Below are 24,471 nucleotides of genomic sequence, written 5' to 3'. Positions count from 1 at the left end.
TTGAATTGAGTCACGGATACAAGGAAGAGTCGGCGCAAATGATGGATGATGTAAAGTTAGATCACTTAAAGTCGTGGGGGAATATTAGCCATATTTCTGCAGGTTTTACTGCAGTGTTAATCGGTTATACCAGCTCAATTGTTATTATCATACAAGCCGCTACCGCAGCCGGAGCAAACCCTTTAGAAATTGCCAGTTGGTTATTGGTTTTAGGGTTAATGGTAGGGGTAAGCTCGATTGCTTATTCTTGGTATTATAAGATGCCGGTATTGATGTCGTGGTCAACCCCCGGTGCGGCAATGTTGGTGGCGGTAGTAGGGCAATACGCTCTACCTGAAGTGATTGGTGCTTTTATCATTTCAGGCTTTTTGATTGTGCTTACAGGTTTAATATCTCCCCTTAGTCGCTTGATTGAAAAGATCCCATCTCAACTCGCAACCGCTATGTTGGCAGCTATTTTGATACCATTTTGTCTTAAAGCGTTTACGCCTGTGATGACTAGCCCTGCAACATTTGGGTTAATGGTGGTGACCTTTTTTGTCGCGAAACGTTATTTACCTCGCTATGCCATGATGTTATTGCTCATTGTCGGTGTGGCGATTGCTATTTTTTCTGGTGCATTTGATGGGCAAAGTATTTCGTTAGATATCGCGAAACCCGTATGGGTCACGCCTGATTTTGATTTGATGGCGATGCTTAACCTAAGCGTACCGCTTTACATTATTACCATGCTGTCGCAGAACTTACCCGGCTTTGCCATGATACGCAGTTATCAATATCAAGTACCTGGCAAGCCTGTGTTTATTGGCACTGGCATTTTTAATATGCTTCTTGCTCCGTTTGGTGGTTTTAGTTTAAACCTTGCCGCGATTTCAGCCGCGATTTGTATGAATGAAGAGGTAGATGAAGATAGAACGCAGCGTTACCGTTCAGCCATGTGGGCGGGCGTGTTTTATGTCATTGCTGGTTTATGGGCTACCGCAGTGGTAACTATTTTCCTTGCTCTACCAAAGGAGGTTTCAAATATTCTGGCTGGCCTTGCGTTACTTGGAACGCTATTAATGTGCATGCAAAGTGCGTTTTCAGATGAAGGTTTACGTGAGTCATCGCTATATACGTTTTTAGTGACTTTGTCGGGGATTACCTTGTTCGGTATCGGAGCGACACTTTGGGGTTTAATCGCTGGGCTTGTACATAAAAAGGTGATGGGCAAGTAGAGCCAAAAGGCTGCTGATCGTTATTCAAAGAAAAGTGCCGAAACCTTGATTAAGATTTCGGCACTTTTTACTGATTATCGGCGTTGACGAACAAGCTGATATTTACGGGTGAGGTATTCTACCGGTACACTCCAAATATGGACTAAACGACAGAATGGGAATAACAAGAACAGAGTCATACCTAACACTATATGAACTCGAAATATTATAGCAACCCCATCTAAGTGAGCAGAAGAATCGGCACCAAACGTCATTACTGATTGTGCCCAGCCAACTAATTTCATCATTTCACTGCCATCCATATGTTGTGCAGAGAATGGAATAGTTAGAACACCGAGGGTTGCTTGGATCACCAATAGCGTTAGAATGCCGATATCAGCAAAGCTAGATGTTGCGCGAACGCGTGAGTTAGTCAAGCGACGTTTAAGTAGCATCGCGCCACCGGTCACCGTCATCAAACCACAAGCCCCACCAGCAATCATAGCCAGTTTTTGTTTCGCGGCAATGGTGATAAATGGCGCATACATCCAATGCGGGGTTAGCATACCGACAAAGTGACCAGCAAAAATTCCCAAGATGCCTACGTGGAATAAATTGGAAGCAATACGCATATAACGCTTATCATCACGGCTAGTGAGCATTTGGCTTGAACCTGCACGCCATGTGTATTGTGCGTAGTCATAACGGATCCAACTACCAATGAAAAATACAGCACTGGCAATATAAGGATACACGTCAAAAAAGAAGGTATTTAGAAAACTCATAATTGTCCTCCAGTGGCTGAGTTAGAGCTTAATGGCAATGAATCTAAGCTGATATATTGGGGTTGTACACTGTCGGAAAAACGCTTTTGATGCATGTTTTGCTCAGCAGAAGCACAGCCTTCTTCACCTAAGAATTTGATTTGTTCCTCTTCCCAAACGGCATCTAAAGCTTCTGGTGTATCATCACGATCTTCTTTTTCTACATTATTATTTAAATGTTTCGGGCGTACTTTTGTACCTGATAATTCAAGTAGTAACGTAAATAAATGTTGGTATTTACTGCCGCGTTTTTTTAAACGAGCACCAAGTAGGGCCAAGATGGGGGCAATATCGGCCAATCCTTGGGTGGCTTCTTCACGAGTTTGTGTCGATAAATACTCAAGATAAACCGGTAAATAATCAGGTAATTCGATGCTTTCGATTTGTAAGCCTACCGTTTTGTATTGTTCCATCAAGTCGATCATGGCTTGACCACGATCTCTTGATTCACCATGTACGTGTTCAAACAATAACAATGATAGTGAACGGCCTCGGTCGAATAATTCGATATAGTTAGATTGAGCATCTAATAAATCTTGCTCTGTTAGTTCTTCAATGAAGGTATATAAACGACTCATTTGAGCAGGGCTAAGAAACAGCATTTCTGAAATGTCTTTCATCAACTCGTCTCTGTGTAACCAGATCTCATGATCTGGATATTCAAGTAATAATGAAATAATTTTTAGATTTTCCATTATTCCACTCCATTTTTGTTTGATGTTTGAGGCTCGATGTTAATGGCATCAATACGTTTACTATCAAATAGGTTGAATTTATTGTCGCTTCCGCCCCCATGACATCCGTCACCAAAGCTAAAGCCACAACTACTTTTCTCAGCAAAAGCACCTTTGTTATCAAAAGAATCAGGGAAAGACTCTTTTGCCATTTCACGATGACTTGCTGGGATCACAAATCGATCTTCGTAGTTGGCAATGGCTAGGTAGCGATACATTTCTTTCGCTTGTGCTTCAGTGAGGCCTGTTTCTTCTAGTGCAGATGTATCAATCACACCATCAACGGTTTCTGAGCGTTTATAATGACGCATTGCAAGCATACGTTTTAACGCGTTCAGTACCGGCTTTTCGTCACCTGCCGTTAATAAATTTGCTAAGTATTTTACGGGAATACGTAAACGTTCAATTTCAGGCAACACGCCATCACCATCCAGTACGCCTGCATCCGTTACTGATTGAATTGGTGATAGTGGTGGCACATACCACACCATAGGAAGGGTGCGATATTCTGGGTGAAGCGGTAGTGCCAATTTCCAATCAACTGCCATTTTATAGACTGGTGATTTTTGCGCTGCTTCTATTGTGCTCATCGGGATCCCTTGAGCCTGTGCCTCTTTAATCACTTCAGGGTCATTAGGATCGAGGAAAACATTCAACTGTTCTTGGTAAAGATCGGTGACGTTTTCGGTTGATGCTGCTTGTTCAATTTTGTCGGCGTCATAAAGCATCACACCCAAATAACGGATACGACCAACACAAGTTTCGGAACATACCGTTGGTTGACCAGCTTCAATTCGTGGGTAACAGAAAAGACATTTTTCAGATTTTCCTGATTTCCAGTTGAAGTAGATTTTCTTATATGGACAACCAGTTAAACACATCCGCCAGCCACGACATTTATCTTGGTCGATCAAGACAATGCCGTCTTCTTCACGCTTGTAGATTGAGCCACTAGGACAAGTTGCCACACAGGCTGGGTTTAAACAGTGCTCGCACAGACGAGGCAAATACATCATGAAGGTGTTTTCGAATTCACCGACCATTTCTTTTTGTTTTTGCTCGAAACCAAATGTGTTTAAGTTGTAATCTTTGGAACGTTTTGAATACTCACCACCAAGAATTTCTTCCCAGTTTGGACCATTTTCAATTTTGTCCATACGTTGGCCAGTGATCAACGAACGTGGACGAGCAATAGGCTGATGTTTGCTTTCTTTGGCATTTTGTAGATGCTCATAATCGAAAGTAAACGGTTCGTAATAATCATCAATCGATGGCATATCTGGGTTATTGAATAGTTTTGACAATACGCCAACCTTGCTGCCCATTCTTGGTTCTAACTTTCCATTGATTTTACGGATCCAGCCACCTTTCCATTGGTCTTGGTCTTCCCAGTTTGCCGGGTAACCCACACCAGGTTTACTCTCGACGTTGTTGAACCAGGCGTATTCCATACCTTCACGGCTGGTCCATACATTTTTACAAGTGACTGAACAGGTGTGACAGCCAATACATTTGTCTAGGTTAAGCACCATGCCGACTTGAGAACGGATTTTCATGCTTATTTCTCCTGTCCAGTTTTTGTTGAAGCTTGAGCAATGGCTTTTTCTTGGCCATAGTCGTTATTTTCGTCATCTAGCCATTTCACGTCTTTCATCTTACGAACCACAACGAACTCATCACGGTTAGAACCCACCGTTCCGTAATAGTTAAATCCGTAAGATTGCTGAGCGTAACCACCAATCATATGCGTCGGTTTTGGTGTAATACGAGTCACGGAGTTATGGATACCGCCACGTTGTTGTGTGATTTCCGAACCAGGAATATTCACTAAACGTTCTTGGGCGTGATACATCATCACCATACCTTCTGGAACACGTTGGCTAACAACAGCACGAGCAGTCAATGCGCCATTGCTATTAAAGGCTTCGATCCAATCGTTATCTTCAATACCAAGCTGTTTCGCATCATCTTCACTCATCCAAACAATCGGACCACCGCGAGAAAGCGTCAGCATCAATAGGTTTTCACTGTACGTTGAGTGAATGCCCCATTTTTGGTGTGGAGTAATGAAATTCAACGCTTTTTCAGGGTTGCCATTACTCTTTCTATTGATTTCGCTTTGTACTGAACGAGTATCAACTGGCGGGCGATAAGCGACTAAGCTTTCACCGAAATCACGCATCCATTGGTGATCTTGATACAACTGTTGACGGCCTGATAGCGTACGCCATGGGATCAGCTCATGTACGTTGGTATAACATGCGTTATAAGATACATGTTCATCCTCTAAACCAGACCAAGTCGGGCTTGAAATGATCTTACGTGGTTGTGCTTGAATATCACGGAAGCGAATTTTTTCGTCTTCTTTATTGGTTGCAAGGTGAGTGTGGTCAATACCGGTTTTCTCACTTAATGCGCTCCAAGCTTTCACCGCCACTTGACCATTAGTTTCAGGTGCGAGAGATAAGATAACTTCAGCGGCATCAATCGCGCTTTCAATTAATGGACGTCCTTCAGCTGCCCCTTTTGTTTTGGTGTAGTTCAGCTCTTTTAGGAAATCGACTTCAACTTGAGTTTCCCAATTAATACCTTTACCGCCATTACCTTGCTCATCCAAAATTGGACCAAGGGAGGTGAAGCGTTCATAAGTATTTGGATAATCACGAACCACGGTTTTTAGGTGTGGCGCTGTTTTACCTGGGATAAGGTCACATTCGCCTTTTTTCCAATCTCGCACATCAAATGGCTGAGCAATTTCAGCATTTGAATCATGTTGGATTGGCAATGAAACAAGATCGGTTTCAACACCGAGATGGCCCACACAGACTTCTGAGAATTTCTTCGCAATGCCTTTGTAGATTTCCCAGTCACTTTTTGCTTCCCAAGCCGGATCAACAGCGGCTGAAAGAGGGTGAATGAATGGATGCATGTCTGATGTATTCATGTCATCTTTTTCATACCAAGTCGCAGTAGGCAGAACGATGTCAGAGAATAAGCACGTGCTCGACATACGGAAATCAAGCGTTACAACAAGATCTAACTTGCCTTCAGTGCCGGTATCTTTCCATTCAATTTCTTCTGGTTTTACTTTGCCTTGCTCACCAAGATCTTTACCTTGAACGCCATTCTCAGTACCTAATAAGTACTTCAGCATGTATTCATGGCCTTTACCGGAAGAACCTAATAGGTTGGAACGCCAGATAAATAAGTTACGAGGGTAGTGATCTTCAGGCTGCTCAGAGGCGAACTTGATACTGCCATCTTTTAAGTTTTTCACCATGTAATCTTCAGCACTTAAGCCTTCTGCTTCTGCTTTTTTTGCCACGGTCAGAGGGTTAATGTCGAATTGTGGAGAAGACGGTAACCAGCCTAAACGTTCTGCTTTTACATTCATATCAAGCAAACTTTCGCTGTAGCGAGATTTATCTGCTAATGGAGAAAGAAGATCATTTGAGTTCACTGTCTCATAACGCCATTGACTTGAATGGTTGTAGAAGAAAGACGTACCATTCATATGACGAGGCGGTTTTTGCCAATCTAGACCAAAGGCAAGAGGTTGCCAGCCAGTTTGTGGACGCAGTTTTTCCTGACCGACATAATGTGACCAACCGCCACCACTTTGACCAACACAACCACAAAATACCAACATGTTGATGATGCCTCGGTAAGACATATCCATGTGGAACCAGTGGTTCAGGCCTGCACCAACGATGACCATAGAGCGGCCACGAGTTTTTTCAGCATTTTCACCAAACTCACGTGCAATTTTGATGATTTCTTCTTGTTTAACGCCAGTAACTTGCTCAGCCCAAGCCGGAGAATAGGCTTTTACTTCACTGTAGGTTGTTGCACAATTTTCATCATTTAAGCCACGATCAACACCATAGTTTGCCATGGTGAGGTCGTAAACACTGGTGACTAAAATGTCATTGCCTTGCGCATTAGTTAGGCGCTTAGCAGGCAGTTTATGTTGAATAACATCATTAAGTTCCACATTTTTAAAGTGCTCACTTGGTAGGCCACCAAAGTAAGGGAAGCCAACATTAACCACTTCATCACAAGAATCCACCAAGCTTAAACGTAGGTTTCTTTCTTGATCGGTTTTGCCATCTTTTTGCTCAAGGTTCCATTTGCCATCTTCACCCCAGCGGTAACCAATTGAGCCTTGTGGTGCAATCAGTTCGCCCGTTGCGTCATCAATGGCAATGGTTTTCCATTCAGGATTGTTATCTTGACCAAGGTTATCGACCAAATCAGATGCGCGTAATTGGCGTCCAGGAACAAAAGTACCGTCTTCGCGTTTTTCTAACTCAACCAACATTGGCATATCTGTATATTGTTGAGTGTAGTTCTTGAAGTATTCCACTTGGCGTTTCGTGTGGAATTCAGTTAATAAAACATGACCCATTGCCAATGCCATCGCGCTGTCAGTACCTTGCTTTGGATTTAACCAATGGTCACATAATTTGGCTACTTCAGCGTAATCAGGGGTTACCGCAACAGTTTTTGTCCCTTTATAACGAACTTCGGTGAAGAAGTGGGCATCAGGCGTACGTGTTTGTGGAACGTTTGAACCCCAAGCAATGATGTATGAAGAATTGTACCAATCTGCAGATTCGGGCACATCCGTTTGCTCGCCCCAAGTCATTGGAGAGGCAGGTGGTAAATCACAATACCAATCGTAGAAGCTTAAACATGTACCACCGATAAGCGATAAGTAACGAGCACCAGAAGCATATGACACCATAGACATAGCTGGGATTGGTGAGAAACCAGCGATACGGTCTGGACCATGTTCTTTGGCTGTGTGAACGTTTGCCGCAGCAATTAACTCATTCACTTCTGCCCAGTTTGCGCGAACAAATCCACCACGACCACGCGCTTTTTTGTATTGCTGCATTTTTGCGGGATCTGAAGTGATGGATTTCCAAGCATCAACTGGATCGTTATGTTGTTGTTTGGCTTCTTGCCATAGTTTCAACAAACGTTTACGGATCATTGGGTATTTTACACGGTTGGCACTGTAAAGGTACCAAGAGTAGCTTGCGCCACGAGGACAGCCACGAGGTTCGTGGTTTGGAAGATCTGGACGAGTTCTTGGATAATCGGTTTGTTGAGTTTCCCAAGTTACTAGGCCATTTTTGACATAAATTTTCCAGCTACAAGAGCCGGTACAGTTAACGCCGTGAGTGGATCGAACAATTTTGTCATGTTGCCAACGACTACGATAGCTATTTTCCCAATCGCGATTGGTCTTTAATGTTTGGCCATGATCATTTGAAAAGGTTTCACCGAGCTGCTTAAAGTAACGAAACCGGTCAAGAAATTTGCTCATCCGGAGATCTCCTCATCAGGTTTTTCACCTGTAGTTATATGTATTTATATTGACATTGGTTATCACGAGCAGAATAGGTAGGATAAAGAATAGGAATATTGATTTTGATCAAGAAGCACTTTGTCCTTACGCAAGGGTAAAAAGACAAATACCTCCAACTAGGTACTGGGTTTTTTTATTTAAGCTGTTGTTTTAATATGGTTTATTTTTATTGTTGCCAGTGTTGTTATCAGTGTGGAGATAAGTAGACTATTGAGGGGTAGAGAGGTGTACGGCTGGATTATCTATGGAGACGCTATGCGTCTTCGCTATCTAAATAATCAAGGGATTGGAAAATTTTTTGATAAATATCATAATCCACAACTTCAATCGTCTCTATCGGAGGGCTGCCATGCACAAAATAATTATCTTTAGACTCGGCAATATAATATGTCATTATTTCTTTTTGATTGTTCATTAAATAATCCTTTTAGGCGCATGCCTTATTTTAACTGTTAGTGGTTTAAACTATACTCCGCAAGAATATTCTCGAATGTTCGATGTGCCTGCTTTGCCTCGACCGCATTAGTTTGGTTTGTGTTAAGCATGACTATCAAAGACTTCCATAACGCCCAGGCGCGCGCCCTTGCCCAGGTCTGCGCATCAGGCAAAAGGATATCATGGAATACCTGCCTGCTATCAGCATCAAATAATGTCCAAGCAATGACGAAATCACATGCTGGGTCACCTATGCATAACTGGCCAAAATCAATAACAGCATCCAGTCTACCATTATTGATTAACAGGTTACCCGCACTGATATCTCCATGAACCCAAACCGGTTCTTTCTGCCAGGTTTGAGAGCTGCCGGACTTCCATATTTCAGTAACCAGATTCGAATCGATTTTTCCATTTAATGCACTGATTGCCTGCCGGGTTTCTGAATCGTATACAGCAATAGAACCACCACGATAAAAGTTTTGAGCCCCCGGAGCTGGCCCACCTTTTAGGTCTATAGCCTGAAAATTGATAAGAAAATTAGCTAAATCTTCAGCGAGTACAGTAAGGTCGATTTCAGTAGAAGCAACGACAGTTTTCCCTTTTATCCAACGGTAAACAGACCATTTCCAAGGATAACGTTCAGTCGGTTTCCCCAGGCCTAACGGGGTGGGTATCTTTTGGGATAGGAACGGCGCGAGTTTTGGCAGCCATTCCTGTTCTTTCTCGACTTGACAGGCGTAATGCGCAGCACTTGGTAAGCGCACGAGCATATCGCCACCTAAATGAAAAGTACGATTATCCCATCCACTCATTTCTACGGGACGGATGGGTAAATTAGACCACTGCGGAAACTGGGCAGATATAAGCTCATAAACAAGTTCGTTGTTAATATTCATTGGCTCATTACCCTGTATTAATTTTAATGTACACATCTCTGGAAACGTCACTTGTGATTATAAATTTTTTACTATCATATTGTTACTTAATAATTTGGCGGTTTGGATATTGAAAATCATTGTACATTATGGCCGTTTTTTGTACTGAATAATATCAACTAGCCGCAAGTCAATGGGTCAACGCAATTTTATCGCCATATACGAATCTTCGTAGTTCCATAATTACCTAATACACAGAAATGCTCTGTTACCTTTAGGATTGAGTTTTATGCTCAGGAAAAGCATTTTTGATAAATCTGCTTTGACTTGAGGAGGAAAGTCTTAAGCCCTATCTCTGAAAACCCCATTTATAATACGCATTCCTTGCTACTGTTGCTGACTCCATTACATCAAGCCACCTCGTCAGCTTAAGTTTACTCGCATATTCTTGTGCAGCATTTACTCAATTTCCATTTTTTGCTACCTGGAAGTAGGTAAATCCTCGAAATTTCTGCACCGTTAGTATCATACGTAGTGGGATTTTCCGAACTTATTAACATTGTTAGAAAACCAATAATTTTCCTCGATTTTTCGGCAGCCCATACCCTTGAGTCATCTCGCTGTAACAGTACTAAAAATACGGATTTACTAAAAGTATCAAGTTGATGGATCAGAGTAATACTGTCACTCGATAGGTAATGGTATGTCGTGGCATAAGCAGCGGGACCAATCACACCTAATGTCTCAGCATCGTGCGCAGATGCTCTCCTAATTGTTACTAATTTGTTCAATCTAACCCTCCCAATTTTGGGGGGATTTGTATACCTTCTTTACAAAGAGTCTCGATGCGGTCAATCAGCGAAGAAATGTGGCCCGCCGAATTTCGATTTTCGTACCAGTTGAAAGACCTGATCTTTGCATAGAGCACATTTAAATGTGCCACTGTGGTTGCTATTTTCTTCAGGGTCAATAGCGAAAATTATGGAATTTTATGCAAGTAATTTATAGGAAGCTTGACGATTAAAAAACTTTTATATTCTTTCTCATTTTTTATAGGTAGGATTTGTTAATTCAACAAATTTAACGTCTACAAAAGAATTGATTGCTTAGATAGTAAGTTTATAGCTATACCAAATGGCAACATATTCACTCTTACTTTTAAACAATCCTTGAATACGATTGCTCTGGAAATCTGAGCACAGATTAAGAGAGCAATGCCAATTTTTAACGTCTAGTTGATGAGTGTCGAAATAAGACAAAGTATTGCCTCCAATCTCAGACATATTAATTAGATATAATTATAATCATTTATTAACCCCTGACATTTATTTATATCTTTAGATAATTATTAGTAGCCTTTACAGCTGGTATTTTTTAAAACCTATTAATCGATTCGATCTTAATTATTTCTTTTCATAACGTCCGTATACCGCCCATGTCAAAATGATGCATACGATGTAAAAGCCTAAGAAAACCTTCATAGCACCCAGTGGCGAGCCAGTTAATGCTAAAGACGTTCCAAAAGCTTTTGGGATAAAGAAGCCACCAATGGCGCCTATTGCTGAGATAAATCCCAGAGCGGCAGCGGAGTCTTTGATGGCCCGTGCTTGTGCTTTTTCTTCATCACCACCATTTTCACGCAGCATTCTTTCTACCGTTAATTGTCGGAATACCACAGCAATCATTTGGAATGTTGAGCCACTGCCCAGACCTGCGGTTGCGAATAACATCATAAACCCGATAAAGAATAATTCGAAATTACCGTTTTCTGAGATTTCTCCAGGTAAGAAATAGAATATCGAAGCGGTAAAGATTGCCATTAAAATAAAGTTAATGGTGGTAACTCTGATCCCGCCAAATTTATCCGATAGCGCGCCACCAACTGGTCTCATTAATGCGCCTAATAAAGGGCCAATAAAGGCGATATGAATGATATCTACCGTTGGGAATTGTGTATTGGTTAACATTGCAAAGCCGGCTGAAAATCCAATAAACGAGCCAAAAGTGGATAAATATAAGAAACTTAATATCCACATGTGAGGGCGTTTTAATACCGGTAATTGATCCGATATTGATGCTTTGGCTGTCGCGAGATCATTCATCCCAAACCAAGCTGCCAACGTCGCAATAATAATAAAAGGGACCCAAATCAATGGCGCATTCGCGAGCCACAACATGCTTCCGTCTGGCTGTTGAGAACCAGAAATAAAGAAGCTAAAGATCCCCATAGATACGGCAAGTGGGGCTAATAATTGCAACACACTGACACCAAGATTACCCAAGCCACCATTCAGGCCAAGCGCCCCACCTTGCTTATGTTTAGGGAAGAAAAAGCTAATGTTGGACATGCTTGAAGCAAAATTACCACCAGCAAAGCCACACAGCAGGGAAATTAAAACAAATACGGAATAAGGAGTATTGGGATTTTGGACGGCAAGGGCCAACCAAATACAAGGTATTGCAAGAAAGGCCGTAGTGAAAGCTGTCCAACGACGTCCTCCCACAATCGGAACCATAAATGAATAGGGGATGCGCATGATCGCACCAGATGCCGAAGGTAATGCAGTCAATAAAAACAATTGATCTGTGGTGAAACTAAACCCCACTTTATTTAGATTGACCGAAACCGTACTAAATATCATCCAAACGCAAAACGACAATAACAAACAAGGAATGGAAATCCATAAGTTCTTCCGAGCAATATGTTGTCCTTCTTGCTGCCAAAATATTGGATCTTCAGGAACCCAATGGGTTAAAACCTTGCTGATATTTTTATTATTATGAATGGTCGATTCCATTTCAAAGTCCTTAGTTGGGAGAAAACTTCGATTAGCTTTGACCTATTTTTGAGAGGGCTTTTTGACACATATCAAGTGGATGTGCATTTTTTAGTATTGAAAAGAGGTTGCATGGACAATATAGGTAGTTATCGATTTACTTTTATTTGTCTTAATATTAATTGCTTATGATTTTTCTCTTGATTGTGTCATCGATAATATTGATACGTGGATATTAAGTGATACCCACAAATGGTTATATGGTTCTATGGGGAAAAGCATAAAATATCGACTCATTCTTTTCAAAATGACTGTTATGACACAAGTTAATTTGCAGAAATCAAAATTAAAACGAAGCCCAATGACTTTCTTTTGGAATCCTTTTTCTTTAGTCAGTAAAATTTCTGTCTCTATGTTGGTGATTTCGCTATGTGCCATTGTCGGAATGTCGGTGTCAGCCTGGTTTGCAAACAGTATTCAAGGGAACGCTCATGCCATAAACCGAATTGGCTATATGCGGATGCAAAGTTTTGAATTGCTTTCATTACTCCCTCTTAATCAAAAAAAAGATGACGTTTTAACCGCAATTGATAAAAGTCGTCATTCCCAATTTTTGGAAGATTATTTACAAGAGCGCGGTTTTTCAGACGAGTATAAAAATGTGCATGTCTATTGGCTTGAAGTGGTAAAGCCAAGCCTATTAACTGCGAAGATTCCTGATGAAGCAAGAGGTGAGATCACTCAATATGTCTCTCAATTAGATCAATTAGTGCATTTGATTGATAAAGAAACAGAACACCGTCTATGGATTTTAAAATCCTTACAAACCCTTTTTATTTTTCTTCTTATAATCCTGTTACTGGTGAATATTGTTCATTTACGGCGTCGTATTTTTCATCCTTGGCGTCAGCTATTAACTATGTCATTTCATTTGAAAAATGGTCACTTACAATCTCGTTTTCCTGCGACCAATAAAAAAGATGAACTACATCAATTGGGAACCATGTTTAACAGCATGGCGGATAAACTTGAAGGCATGTATGCCAACTTAGAATCTTTAGTGACAATCAAAACCCAGAGTTTGACGTATAAGAATCGGTTACTCGATTTTCTAAATCGTTCCAGTGGTGCTTTGATTCTAGATAAAAATGAACGCTACTGTGCATTATTTTCTCCTATTATTTTTGAGTTGAAAGAGATTACAGGCTACAAAAATATTACCTTAGAAATTGCTGATTATCATAAATCGGCGAATCAACAAGTTGTCACCACTGCACAATATCAGCGACCAGAAAGCTGTTTAGACAATCACTGTGATACTTGTTTTTATACGATGTCTGATGTGTCCGATGTTGTAGGTTCAGTGAAGGCGTGGGAATTAGAAGATGGATTACGCAGTTACGGTCGCCTTAAAATTGATTTCTTCGTAGAGCAACAAGCTTCGGATGATGAATTGCAATTGATTGATACTTTAAGCAAGCAAATCACGCGTTCGTTAGCCTCTAAATATCAAGAACATCTCAATAGTGAAGTGTTGCTCGCAAATGAAAGGGCAACCATTGCTCGCGAGCTACATGATTCTATCGCACAATCTCTGTCTTGTATGAAAATACGCTTAAGTTGTTTGCAAATGCAAAATGCACAATTTTCGGATGATCAAAAAACCTTAGTCGCAGAAATGCGCCAAGAAGTGGACACCGCCTATAGTCAACTTAGGCATTTACTCACTACGTTCAGGTTAAAAGTGATGGAACCTGGGTTATTGCCAGCTCTTGAAAATACCATTGAAGAATTTAATGAGAAACTTGGTTTAATCATTCAGCTAAATTTTGATGCACCTGCCAATAGTATTTCTGCTCATCAAGCTGTGCATATTGTTCATATTATTCGAGAAGCTTTATCCAATATTTATAAACATGCCCATGCCAGCTCCGTTGATATCGATGCTAAATACGATCCTACGAATCAAAAAGTATCTATATCCGTGATTGATAATGGTTGTGGTATGAGCAGAATCACCGAACCTAAAAATCATTATGGCATTACTATTATGAGAGATAGAGCAAAGTCGTTACCTGGTAAGTTTAATATTGAATCAGAACTAGGAATGGGAACTCGTATTAATATTGAATTCTCGCCTCAATAAAAAAGGTATTGCTATGGAAATACAACACACTGATAAATCAACCATATTATTAATCGATGATCATCCAATGCTTTGTGGTGGGGTCAAGCATTTAATTGAAATGAGTAGTCATATGCAAGTGGTAGCAATGGCTCATAGTGGTGTAGATGGTATTGAGCTAGCTGAAAAATACGATCCAGATCTTATTCTTTTGGATCTTAATATGCCGGAGATGAATGGTCTTGAAACGTTGCGAGAATTGCGTAATTGTCATTTATCAAGCCGAGTTATAGTGTTTACGGTATCGAATTATAAAGGGGATTTGACTAATGCGATTAAACTTGGTGCTGATGGATATTTACTCAAAGATATGGAACCGGAAGAGTTATTAAAAGCGATTGAGCAAGCTTGTCATGGTCAGATGGTATTAAGCCCTGAAATGGCACCTATTTTAATGGAAGGATTACGTAATAAGAAAGTACAACGCGGGATTGATAGTTTAACTAAGCGGGAATTCCAAACGTTAAAGTTAGTTGCGACAGGTATGACGAATAAGATGATAGCTCGTAAACTTGATATTGCAGAAGGAACGGTGAAGGTCCATGTCAAAAGTTTGCTAAAAAAATTGAATTTACGTTCACGTGTTGAAATGGCAGTGTGGGTTCACGAAGAAAATATTTGTTAACCAATTGCTCATAGGGATATTGATAAAAGTGCCGACACTTTGATTAAGATGTCGGCACTTTTTATTTATGATTGAAATTGAGAAAATTAAGCGTCTTTATTCGCGCGCTTTTTCATTTTCATTGTAGAGTAAACCGATAAAACAGCCAATACAATAAAGGCTAAGGCAATCGGTCTATCGTATAGGAAAGACCAAGAGTTATCATACATTAACAATGACTTGCGCAAGTTGGTTTCCGCCATTGGTCCCAAGATGATAGCCAGTAAAATCGGTGAAGATGGAATATCTAATTTACCGAGAATAAAGCCTAAAGCACCGAAGCCAATTGCGATACCAATATCAAACATTGAGTTGTTGATGGCATACGCGCCGACAATTGATAAGAAGATAATAATCGGGATCATTAAAATCTTAGGTACTTCAATAATGCGACAGAAAAAGCGAATGCCAAGTAGGCCGACAATCAACATCACTATGTTAGCCACCAGCATTGAACTGAACACGCCGTAAACCACTTCCGGGCTTTGAGCAAATAGTAATGGACCAGGGGTTAAACCTTGAATGATTAATGCACCAAGAAGTACTGCCGCTACCGCATCGCCAGGAACACCTAAAGTAAGCAGTGGCACTAATGAACCGCCAGTTACACCATTGTTACCGGCTTCAGCCGCCGCTAAGCCTTTCACCGATCCTTTACCAAACTCATCAGGATTCTTTGAAGATCGTTTTGCTTCGTTGTAACAAACAAAGGCAGAAATATCAGCACCGGCACCTGGTACTGAACCTATGGTTGTTCCCATTAATCCGCTTTTCACTGCCGTCGGCATCATTTCTTTTAAATCTTTCTGACTGAGTAATTTACGATCAAACTTAGGTGGTTTGATTTGTTTTTCAGACAAGATTTTTTCGATTTGATTTAGCGCTTCAGATAGAGCAAATAAACCAATTAGCACTGGAATTACATTCACACCGCTGTATAAATCCATCACGCCAAAGGTAAATCGTGGAACACTACTGATTGGATCTAAACCGACAGTGGAAATCAATAAGCCAATTCCGCCTGCTAATAAGCCTTTGAGAATGTTTTGTGAAGACACACTGGCAATAATCGTTAAACCAAATAACGCCAAAGCAAAATACTCAGGAGCGTTAAATTTTAAAGCAAACTTCGCCAAAAGAGGGGAGATGGCAATCAGCACTATGGTACTGATCAATCCACCAACAAAAGAAGCAATGGCAGAAATACTTAATGCACGTGCGGCTTGTCCATTGGAAGACATGGTATATCCATCCAGTACACTGGCAGCAGATGCGGGAGTGCCAGGTGTTTTAAGCAAAATAGCCGCAATGGAACCGCCATAAATGCCACCGATATAGACACCAATGAGCATCACTAACGCGGCGGTAGGCTCCATACCAAAAGTAAAAGGTAAAAGAATTGCAACCCCCATAGTGGCGGTTAAGCCGGGTAGTGCACCTAAGATAATGCCGCCCAATACTCCAAAAATCAGGACAGGCAGAACTTCAAAACTGAATGTGACAGCTAAGCCGTTCAATAAATGCTCTAACATAACCGCCTCTTAGAAAAATACGCCTTGTGGCAAAGAAATAAAAAAGACTTCGCTGAATAAGTAATAAACAAAGAAGACAAAAATCGTCGAAAAAACGTAATACATAGGTTTTTTGATTTTTAGGAAGATTAAATAACTAGTAAAGGCAATAAGTGAAGCGGCTAAATAGCCAATGAAATAAATTAATGAGGCATACAGAATGAGAAATCCAACTCCAAATAAAGACAGTTTGGAGAAAATTGGAGGTAGTGTCTGTTTTGTTCTTTGTATAATACTTTGAAGCATCAATACACAAGATAGAATAATAATGCCGAACGCAATCACTCGAGGAAAGAATTTTGCGTCAACGCTAGCATCCTGGAACATGGGCTTATCAAATTGGCTGATCACAATTAATGCGCCAATACTCATCAAGATCATTAAAAAGGGGAAGGTAAGGTTTCGATCTTTCATAATAAACTCTACAACTTAATTAGTTAATTGAGCAAAAATGGAGCCTGTAGGCCCCATTTTTTGTTGTTACTATTTGTCGTTAATGAGTGCGCCTAATGCTTTAGTATCTTCAGCAACAAACTGAGTGAACTCTTCAGCATTGAGGTTATGAATAGTCATCGCCCCTTTTGTCATGAATCCTTTGAACTCATCGCTCGCCATTGCTTGGTCAAACGCTTTACCTAGAGTTTCAATTACTTCATCAGGTGTACCTTTCGGTGCACCAATACCACGCCATGTACCTGTTACTACATCGACACCTTGCTCTTTTAAAGTAGGTACTTCAGGAAGGTAATCAATGCGCTCTGCAGACATTACGCCCAATGCTTTTAGTTGGCCTGAACGCAATTGAGCAATCGCTTCTCCTGGCGTTACCATAGTCACATCAGTGTGCTTACCTAGTACCGCAGGAATCGCTTCTGAAGCACCGTTGTATGGAATCGCATTCAGTTTGATGCCTTCTTTTTTCTCAAGCGCCATTAAGTAAAAGTTGGGAGCTGCTGTTGATGCAAATTTTAGTGAACCTGGTTCTTTCTTTGCTTCTGCAATAAGGTCATTAATGGTGTTGTATGGGCTATCTTTTGACACAAGCACGACTGCAGGATCAAGGTTTACCATACGGATTAATTTAAAATCACTCGCATCGTGTTGCATCAACCCCATTTGAGGTAAAGAGGAAATTTCACGAGTGACTACGGTTAGGGTATAGCCGTCTGGGCGTTGTTGTGCACCAAAACTCATACCAACTGCACCCGCACCACCAGTACGATTCATTACAGTAATGTTTTGCCCTAAAACATCTTTCGCAGAGTTAGCCAGTGTTCGACCAACTGCATCCGTGCCACCACCGGCACCAAATGGAACAATAAGGCGAATGTTTTTGGTTGGATAGTCTGCGGCAACCGCGGTGGTTGACAAAAGAATTCCAGCTGTAACAAGCAATTTTTTTAATAAATTATTCATGGCAGTCTTTTCCTTATCTTACAGGTTGTGTAGGGTTAGAAATTTTATTGTTCTGATATTCACTCATAGTGATCTGTTCAATTGCCACCGCAATCCAACCACTAATTAGCATGTCATACCATTGCTCTACGCCACTACATGCCACAACAATATTGCCGTAAACAAATGAGCCATAGAACAAAATGTCGCCTTCTCTAATTGAAGCGGGGTGTTGAGTTTGAGCATTAATATTTGCCACAGAGTTTCGCCATGCTTGTTTGGCTTTTTGGCGAGCAAGTTGCTCAAAAGGAATCGTCCAAGTTTCTGGTTTGCCTAATGATTTCTCATACAAAATGGCATTTTCAAATGAACTTTCCCAAGGCTTTAACTCAGGATTCATTACTACGATATGAAGCTCTTTTCGATTTGTTCTTTCAAAAAGCTTTTCAATAGATGGGGTTACGACGTCTATTGCATCTTTAACAATAGATTCTGCATTTAACATAGACTCTCTCCTTGATTCACCATTTTTAGTATATTGTAAGACAAATGGTGGTTTTTTATTGTGGAGAGGAGTTGCTAGCACCGTCACATTCTGGATCTATAAAGTGTGGCGGTAATCATAAAAAGCCTCTGAAATAGGTTGATTTATGAACATTATATTATTGCTGAAACTCCATCTTGAAGTGACTTGAGTATTAGCAAGATTTAATTCAGCTAAATGAAGGGGGGAAGTTAATGGTTTTGATTAAACTAATGATTCAAAAATAAAGATCTAGATTAGACTAGATCTTTATTTATTTCAGTTACATAGAGATTACATTGGCAAAGTTATGCTGTGGTTCAATATCCAAACCCCAATCGAGAATATTTTGCTCTTCATCAAGTTCATAAATGTTATTTTGGCATAGGCTATTGACGATTTTAGCAGCTCGCCATGCAGCTAAGCTAAGTTGAGGCTCGGCAATGCCGTGGTTATCGGTACCAGAATTTACAATGTAAATACGATTGTTCTGCATTCCTTTCCATTGCAAACAGTAGTCGCTACTGAGTATGAGTCGGTTGCGTGGGTCGGTGATCATCAGTGGTTTTAAATGATCTAAACATGCCGGGAGGTCATGGGTAAAACCAGTACAGAGAATGACAATATCTGCTTTTACCGTTTGGATTTTCTGGGTCAGACCATGCTGAATGTCTAATTGATATTCTCCATTTCTATATTGACCTGATATTAAGCTCTGATGAGGTTTGATTGACCACCATTTAGGGTTTCGTAATACATATTTGTCGTGATAGAGACGTTGATATAATCCATTTAAACAACTTGACGTGACACCGTCACTTGCTAGTTTCTGGTGGGAAACTTCACGATGTTTATTCTTTTGGTCTAGGTGGTAAAACTGATTGACGTAATCGGGCATGAAATATTGATCAGTAAAGCAACCTTCGTCTAATTGTTCGATATTCGGGCGTCGAGAAATCCAATCAATATTCTCAGGTCTACCGAATTGTTGATCAAAGGTGTGCTGAAATATATCTGCGCCAGTTTGTCCTCCTCCTATGATTGCAACTCGTTTTCCTGTTAAGTCCGGCGCGCGTAAAGCCAATTCACTTGCATGAAAACAGTGATCGGATACCAACTCACGGATACATTCAGGTATATGCGGTTGCATGCCGGTTCCTATGATTAAATCTTTGCTGGTGTAACGCTCTGTTTCTGAATGAACAATAAACTGATTGTCGACGTAATCGACGTGTTGAATGTTACAGTCAAACTGGGTGTTGGGTAATTGATGGGCAGTCCAAGCAAGGTAGTCCGAGAACTCTAATCGTGAAATGACTGACTGACCAGAGGCACAAAATGGATAGAATTTATGCTGTTTTACCAAGTAATTTAAAAAGCTGTATGGGCTTGTGGGGTCGACGGCACTGACTAGGTCTTTTAAAAACGAAGTCTGCATTTTTGCATCGCTGAGTAATAAGCCTGGGTGCCAACTGAATAAAGGCTTTCTTTCTAAGAATCGCGTTTGCAGTTGTGTTTTTGACTCTTCAATTAATGCTGCAATGCTTAAATTAAATGGGCCAAGTCCAATTCCAAGGCAATCAAAATCTTGTGGATTATTCATGATGTGTTCCCTACAGGTATTAATACCAATCTCATTAATCATCTAATCATTCTTACTTGTGAAAAGCATCGATAACTGCGTTATAAATTTTGATTGTAGAGTAACTACTTATCGAAAATTTATGCCTTGTTCTCAAGGCTTTTTCCTACGTAATCTCTGATCATCTAATTAATTTGATTGGTATAAGCAATGTCAGTGATGATGTGTTTAGCATCACTGACAGTGGCGAAATTAAAAAATGACGTTTTCAAAAAAATCTTGACGTTGACATTGCAGCAATGCAGCACGCTTATGTGGAAAATCAAATTCGAACTGTTTTTTCATGCCAATTCGTTCCGTGATTTTGACGACTCGATAGTTTTTCGCGTTTGGCTCACCTACTGTGCTCATGGTTTGCGGTTCAACTAAGAAGCAATAATGTAGAATCGACTTGCCCCACGCATCAAAGTAGGTGCCCCCTCGGTAGTCAAAATTACCAACTAAGATGTGTACACCTCGGTCATAGTCTTGAAATTCGTAATAAGGCCCTAGACGATCTTCGGCTGCCCAGTACACTTCAAAATATCCAAAAGCGACCCCATCGAATTCTCCAATAACGGCAAATTGATGTGGGTCTTGTTCTAATTTTTGCAAGTATTGTGAATGCATCCCTAAGCTACCTTCTAGTTCCCAAATTGGCGACGTTAATGGGTGATTATGCCAACGGTGGAAAATGTCTAAATCGCGGTGAATTTCGATCATTCGAAACGACACTGTACGCTTTAGGTGGTAACAATAGCGTTGATAGACAGTACCCACGGGTTTAGGCGGACGGATAGGATGTGAAATGCCGTTGGGCGCGGTTTGTCTTTGTTTTGACTCTGTGATTTGTGCTGGTTGGTGCCATATTGGAGCTACTTGTAGAAAGGTTTTATGTAATAGCTTTTCATCTGTTAGGTGAGGGAGAACAAAGTCAGGCCAATGTCCACAATGTAGCTCGGCTTTATGACTCGTATAAAACGCGTGCTCTGTTGCGCTCCACCACAACATCGGCTCGGTTAATTTGGTATCGATATAGATCTCACCTTGAGACAAGATTAAATCGAATTCGCCTTGTAATACTCCCAACTCATATATTGCGAACCGTTGATGTGAATGATCTTGTTCAGTCAGAGTTTGTAATGACTCAATACAAATACTACGTGGTTGATGGGAATTGGAAGGTAAAGGTTTATATAGTCTCTCTTTTGGTTGAGCGTCATAAAATGGATTTTCAATTTCGCAATAAATCTGACTAGGGTCCAGTAAAGTTGATTCGTTAAAGTTAGATAAGAAACAGAAAAAATTACGCTTCCATCTTAGTGTTGGTGATTTGAGTAAGTAATCATAGAAACCGGAGTCTATCGGTCGAGCTTGACGCCATTGAGAAAATGTGTGTTGGCAACTAGACCATAGTTCATGCTCCTTTATTTGCGTATCTGCACAGATGGTTGCAATGGTATTGAGTAATGTATTGCCAACCAAATAATAAGAAAGGTAGGGATCAACTTTATCTTGTGACACAAAATATTCGGGCTCTTGGTTATCGAAAAGCTCGGAAAATTTTTGAAGGGCAACATCCGTTAATCCAATCCCTTGGCAGTCTCGATATTTCATACCGATTGGTAGGTTATTATCAATATCTAACAGGATGTTTTGTTGGTGTGCTAAAAAAATGATGCCGTAATCACTACGAGCAATACATAGTGGGTGAATAACGTTGTTCATAAATTGATTTAGCCATTGACGCGCTGCTACCGATAATGGCAGTTGATTTTCTTGTGCGTAGCTTTTGACCCATTGTCCTATTTGACTTTCACCATTGATATTTTGATTCGCAGTGGCAAGAAGATGAGTATTGGGTTGAGTGGTGAGGGAATCTTGAAAGTGGTAAAAGACGTTTTCTCTTAAGCAAACTAAAGGTAAGTCTAGACACTGACCATTTGAGTCTTTTACTGAAGCCCAAATTGGCTCTTGGATAAATTCAGTGTTAGGCATTCTTTGTTGCATCTCTTGACCCACAGCAGTCTGTAATATCTGACTAAACTGAACACCTCGTTTGGCTTCTTTTTCACTAAGTAGGCGTAAAGAATTGGTTAACTTAACCGGCAGAGAGACTTTGAGCATCCAAGCCAATTGAGGGTGATAAATCGCTCTAGTGGATGAAGTAGCAGTCCAGCCATGCGTGCAGAGTTGACAATCAACAACATATTCAGATAGGTCGTACTTTTTAATGTTTTCTCGCCACTCTTTGGCTTGTAATGGATGCATAGGTAGTGCAAGCCAACCTTGTTGAATTAGCGATGGTATATGATGGGTTGTTTTTCCATCTAAAGATAAATTGCTTTGTAATAGCGCTTTAAAGGTATGGAGAAGCTGCGATGCTTCTGTTTGTGAGGCGATGTAATTAGGGTGGATGGCGAACCATTCAATGGCAAAACTTTGAGCGTATTCCGGAAGGTACGCATATTGCTGTTCTTCCGTTAAAGGTTCGCTGCTTTTCGGTGCTGGGTGCATGCTATGTCCACCAACTAAAGATTGTTCTGATTGAATGAAACAATCTGCCGAAAGATCGAGCTGAGAGCGTTGCTCTAGTGCTAACATTGCACGATTAATATAGCGTGTTGACTCTCCGACTCGGTTAAAGAAACGATCATGCGTTTTAGAATCTATATGAGGGTAGTAGTAAGAGACTAATAACGATACGGCACGTGAAAAATTGATTTTATTCGCATTATTTATACTCGAATCTACTTGGTGATCGTCGTGAGTTTCTGCATGGTTAATTAAGTAGATATCGCCTTGATAACGATGACGCCCTAGTGCCGATACATAGCTTAATGGTAAGGCTAATTGTTGTTCACCAAGTGAAATATAAAGGTGTTGCTGAACGACTCGACAACCTTTTGTTTCCATCAAAAAACTATTGAAAAAGCTTTGTAATCCTAAACTTGAGGTGTGTTGTACTGTGCTATCTGGAATAGCTAATGGGTAGATAGACATATGTTTTCCTTTATATGAAGCAGTGACGGTCCATAAATTGGACGGGTTAATTTACGATTGAGGCTTGGGTGAGGTGTTGACGTTTAAGCAACACCGCACTAAGCACTAATATTGAAATAAACATGATCAGCAGATATTCAGCGTTGATATTTAAGTAGACTGCTAAAGATGCCAATGCAGTGCCAATCAGGTGCCCGCTAGAATGAGATTGCGCTAAGAGGCCGCTGAGTTGACTGGTATGGGGAGTGTCTCGATTAACAAATAAAAGTTGCTTGGAATACCAGGCTGGTAGATTTGATAACGCAATGGTCAATGCTGTGCTAAATATAATTAACGTTATCAAACTATGTTCAAAAGTGGCGAGAATGTAGCCACAAAAAGCAAGAGGCCAACTGATGAAGTGCCAAATCAATGTTGGTCGAGCTAATAATTTAGGGGTGAGCCACATTTGATTGATGGTCATTAAACTGCTAATTGCCAACATCATACCCGCAAGGTAGTTGGATATTTGCTGGGAGTTTAATCCTAACTTACTTAAATAAGGCACTAGCATTAATTGGTATATAGCGACCAGCATGGTAGTTAAACATGCAGTCAAAAAGGTCAATTTATATGCCTGAGCTAGCTTTATTGAAGAAACCGCTTTGGTATGATTGGGGATGAAAGTCAGGTTTAAATCGTTTTTAGCTAACCATTTTATGAACAATAAACTCACGCCGATAGGGAGTAGTGTGAGTAACAGAATATTGGATAACCCTAAAGGTAAAAAAACCAAAGTCGGGCCGAGTAATCGACCAAGCGTGGCGATACCACTGAGTTTTGATATGTTATTTAATTCGGCAGGTCGCTTGTGAGTGAGATAGGTTTGTCCTATTGGCATAAATGCACTGCTGAATAAACCAAGTCCAAATCGACTTAATGCGGCTAACCAAAGTTGCGGACTTGATAAGTGAAACAGGGCGGCAATGAAAAGAATATGACATGTTATATATCCAATCCCTGCGATCCAATAGGCTTGTGTCAAACTTATACGATTAAGATACTTTCCCCATATCCCTGAACCCACCCAATAACTAATTAAATTGACATTAATCGCTATTGCGATCAGTCCTAATTGATGGCTTTGTGCATCGACGTTAAAAAGCACGGCTATTTGTGGTAGGAGTGCGATCAGTAATGTCTGATTAATTCCTAAAGTAAATAGTGATCCAAATAACCACATAAAACACAAACCTAAATGATAATGCAAATAATTATCATTATGATTGTTGATCTTTGGTGTGGATGT

The 24,471-nt window shown here is 40.5% G+C and carries 17 protein-coding genes; 3 read left to right on the top strand and 14 right to left on the bottom strand.

Going from position 1 to position 24,471, the window contains the following annotated elements:
- The first annotated feature begins 41 nt into the window (after nt 1–41).
- A complete protein-coding gene (locus tag ACN0T8_RS10900) occupies nt 42–1,217 on the top strand; it encodes a benzoate/H(+) symporter BenE family transporter (RefSeq protein WP_417880696.1) in 1,176 nt (391 codons plus the stop codon).
- Between the two features lie 74 nt (nt 1,218–1,291).
- Here the strand turns inward: ACN0T8_RS10900 and narI are convergent, their stop codons facing one another.
- The 7 genes from narI to ACN0T8_RS10865 form a co-directional block, all read right to left on the bottom strand.
- Nucleotides 1,292–1,981, bottom strand: coding sequence for a respiratory nitrate reductase subunit gamma (gene narI, locus ACN0T8_RS10895; protein ID WP_417880647.1), 690 nt, complete (start codon nt 1,979–1,981; stop codon nt 1,292–1,294).
- Entirely contained in the window at nt 1,978–2,715 is a 738-nt protein-coding gene (narJ, locus tag ACN0T8_RS10890; RefSeq protein ID WP_417880646.1) for a nitrate reductase molybdenum cofactor assembly chaperone, read from the bottom strand. Before narJ ends, narI begins: the two co-directional genes overlap by 4 nt.
- Nucleotides 2,715–4,310, bottom strand: a complete 1,596-nt coding sequence (narH, locus tag ACN0T8_RS10885; protein WP_417880645.1) for a nitrate reductase subunit beta — start codon at nt 4,308–4,310, stop codon at nt 2,715–2,717. Before narH ends, narJ begins: the two co-directional genes overlap by 1 nt.
- 2 nt (nt 4,311–4,312) lie before the next feature.
- Nucleotides 4,313–8,089 carry a nitrate reductase subunit alpha gene (locus ACN0T8_RS10880; protein WP_417880644.1) on the bottom strand — a complete coding sequence of 1,259 codons (3,777 nt, stop codon included), beginning with the start codon at nt 8,087–8,089 and terminating at the stop codon, nt 4,313–4,315.
- Nucleotides 8,090–8,384: 295 nt separating this feature from the next.
- Entirely contained in the window at nt 8,385–8,546 is a 162-nt protein-coding gene (locus ACN0T8_RS10875; protein ID WP_417880643.1) for a hypothetical protein, read from the bottom strand.
- A gap of 37 nt (nt 8,547–8,583) precedes the next feature.
- A complete protein-coding gene (locus ACN0T8_RS10870; RefSeq protein WP_417880642.1) occupies nt 8,584–9,465 on the bottom strand; it encodes an aminoglycoside phosphotransferase family protein in 882 nt (293 codons plus the stop codon).
- Between the two features lie 1,382 nt (nt 9,466–10,847).
- Nucleotides 10,848–12,242, bottom strand: a complete 1,395-nt coding sequence (locus ACN0T8_RS10865) for a NarK family nitrate/nitrite MFS transporter (protein WP_417880641.1) — start codon at nt 12,240–12,242, stop codon at nt 10,848–10,850.
- A gap of 340 nt (nt 12,243–12,582) precedes the next feature.
- Here ACN0T8_RS10865 and narX point away from each other — a divergent pair, with 340 nt between their 5' ends.
- Together narX and narL are read left to right on the top strand one after the other, a co-directional pair.
- The gene (gene narX / locus ACN0T8_RS10860; protein ID WP_417880640.1) at nt 12,583–14,367 is read left to right on the top strand and encodes a nitrate/nitrite two-component system sensor histidine kinase NarX; all 1,785 of its coding nucleotides are present in this window, start codon (nt 12,583–12,585) and stop codon (nt 14,365–14,367) included.
- A 13-nt stretch (nt 14,368–14,380) separates the two neighbouring features.
- Nucleotides 14,381–15,031, top strand: coding sequence for a two-component system response regulator NarL (narL, locus tag ACN0T8_RS10855; protein ID WP_417880639.1), 651 nt, complete (start codon nt 14,381–14,383; stop codon nt 15,029–15,031).
- 86 nt (nt 15,032–15,117) lie between these two features.
- Here the strand turns inward: narL and ACN0T8_RS10850 are convergent, their stop codons facing one another.
- The 7 genes from ACN0T8_RS10850 to ACN0T8_RS10820 form a co-directional block, all read right to left on the bottom strand.
- Nucleotides 15,118–16,602 (bottom strand): tripartite tricarboxylate transporter permease, encoded by a 1,485-nt coding sequence (locus ACN0T8_RS10850; RefSeq protein WP_417880638.1) that lies wholly within the window; start codon nt 16,600–16,602, stop codon nt 15,118–15,120.
- A 9-nt stretch (nt 16,603–16,611) separates the two neighbouring features.
- The gene (locus ACN0T8_RS10845) at nt 16,612–17,055 is read right to left on the bottom strand and encodes a tripartite tricarboxylate transporter TctB family protein (protein ID WP_417880637.1); all 444 of its coding nucleotides are present in this window, start codon (nt 17,053–17,055) and stop codon (nt 16,612–16,614) included.
- A 69-nt stretch (nt 17,056–17,124) separates the two neighbouring features.
- Nucleotides 17,125–18,057 carry a tripartite tricarboxylate transporter substrate binding protein gene (locus tag ACN0T8_RS10840; protein WP_417880636.1) on the bottom strand — a complete coding sequence of 311 codons (933 nt, stop codon included), beginning with the start codon at nt 18,055–18,057 and terminating at the stop codon, nt 17,125–17,127.
- Nucleotides 18,058–18,070: 13 nt separating this feature from the next.
- The gene (locus ACN0T8_RS10835; protein ID WP_417880635.1) at nt 18,071–18,541 is read right to left on the bottom strand and encodes a hypothetical protein; all 471 of its coding nucleotides are present in this window, start codon (nt 18,539–18,541) and stop codon (nt 18,071–18,073) included.
- A 301-nt stretch (nt 18,542–18,842) separates the two neighbouring features.
- Nucleotides 18,843–20,162 (bottom strand): lysine N(6)-hydroxylase/L-ornithine N(5)-oxygenase family protein, encoded by a 1,320-nt coding sequence (locus ACN0T8_RS10830; RefSeq protein WP_417880634.1) that lies wholly within the window; start codon nt 20,160–20,162, stop codon nt 18,843–18,845.
- 231 nt (nt 20,163–20,393) lie between these two features.
- A complete protein-coding gene (locus ACN0T8_RS10825) occupies nt 20,394–23,183 on the bottom strand; it encodes a GNAT family N-acetyltransferase (protein WP_417880633.1) in 2,790 nt (929 codons plus the stop codon).
- A gap of 46 nt (nt 23,184–23,229) precedes the next feature.
- The gene (locus ACN0T8_RS10820; protein WP_417880632.1) at nt 23,230–24,405 is read right to left on the bottom strand and encodes an MFS transporter; all 1,176 of its coding nucleotides are present in this window, start codon (nt 24,403–24,405) and stop codon (nt 23,230–23,232) included.
- Between the last annotated feature and the right edge of the window lie 66 nt (nt 24,406–24,471).

This window comes from Vibrio sp. (assembly GCF_048266485.1).
In the GTDB taxonomy this organism is placed as follows: domain Bacteria; phylum Pseudomonadota; class Gammaproteobacteria; order Enterobacterales; family Vibrionaceae; genus Vibrio.
The sequence above is the reverse complement of the archived record's forward strand: the minus strand, read 5'-3'. Positions and strand labels throughout refer to the sequence as shown.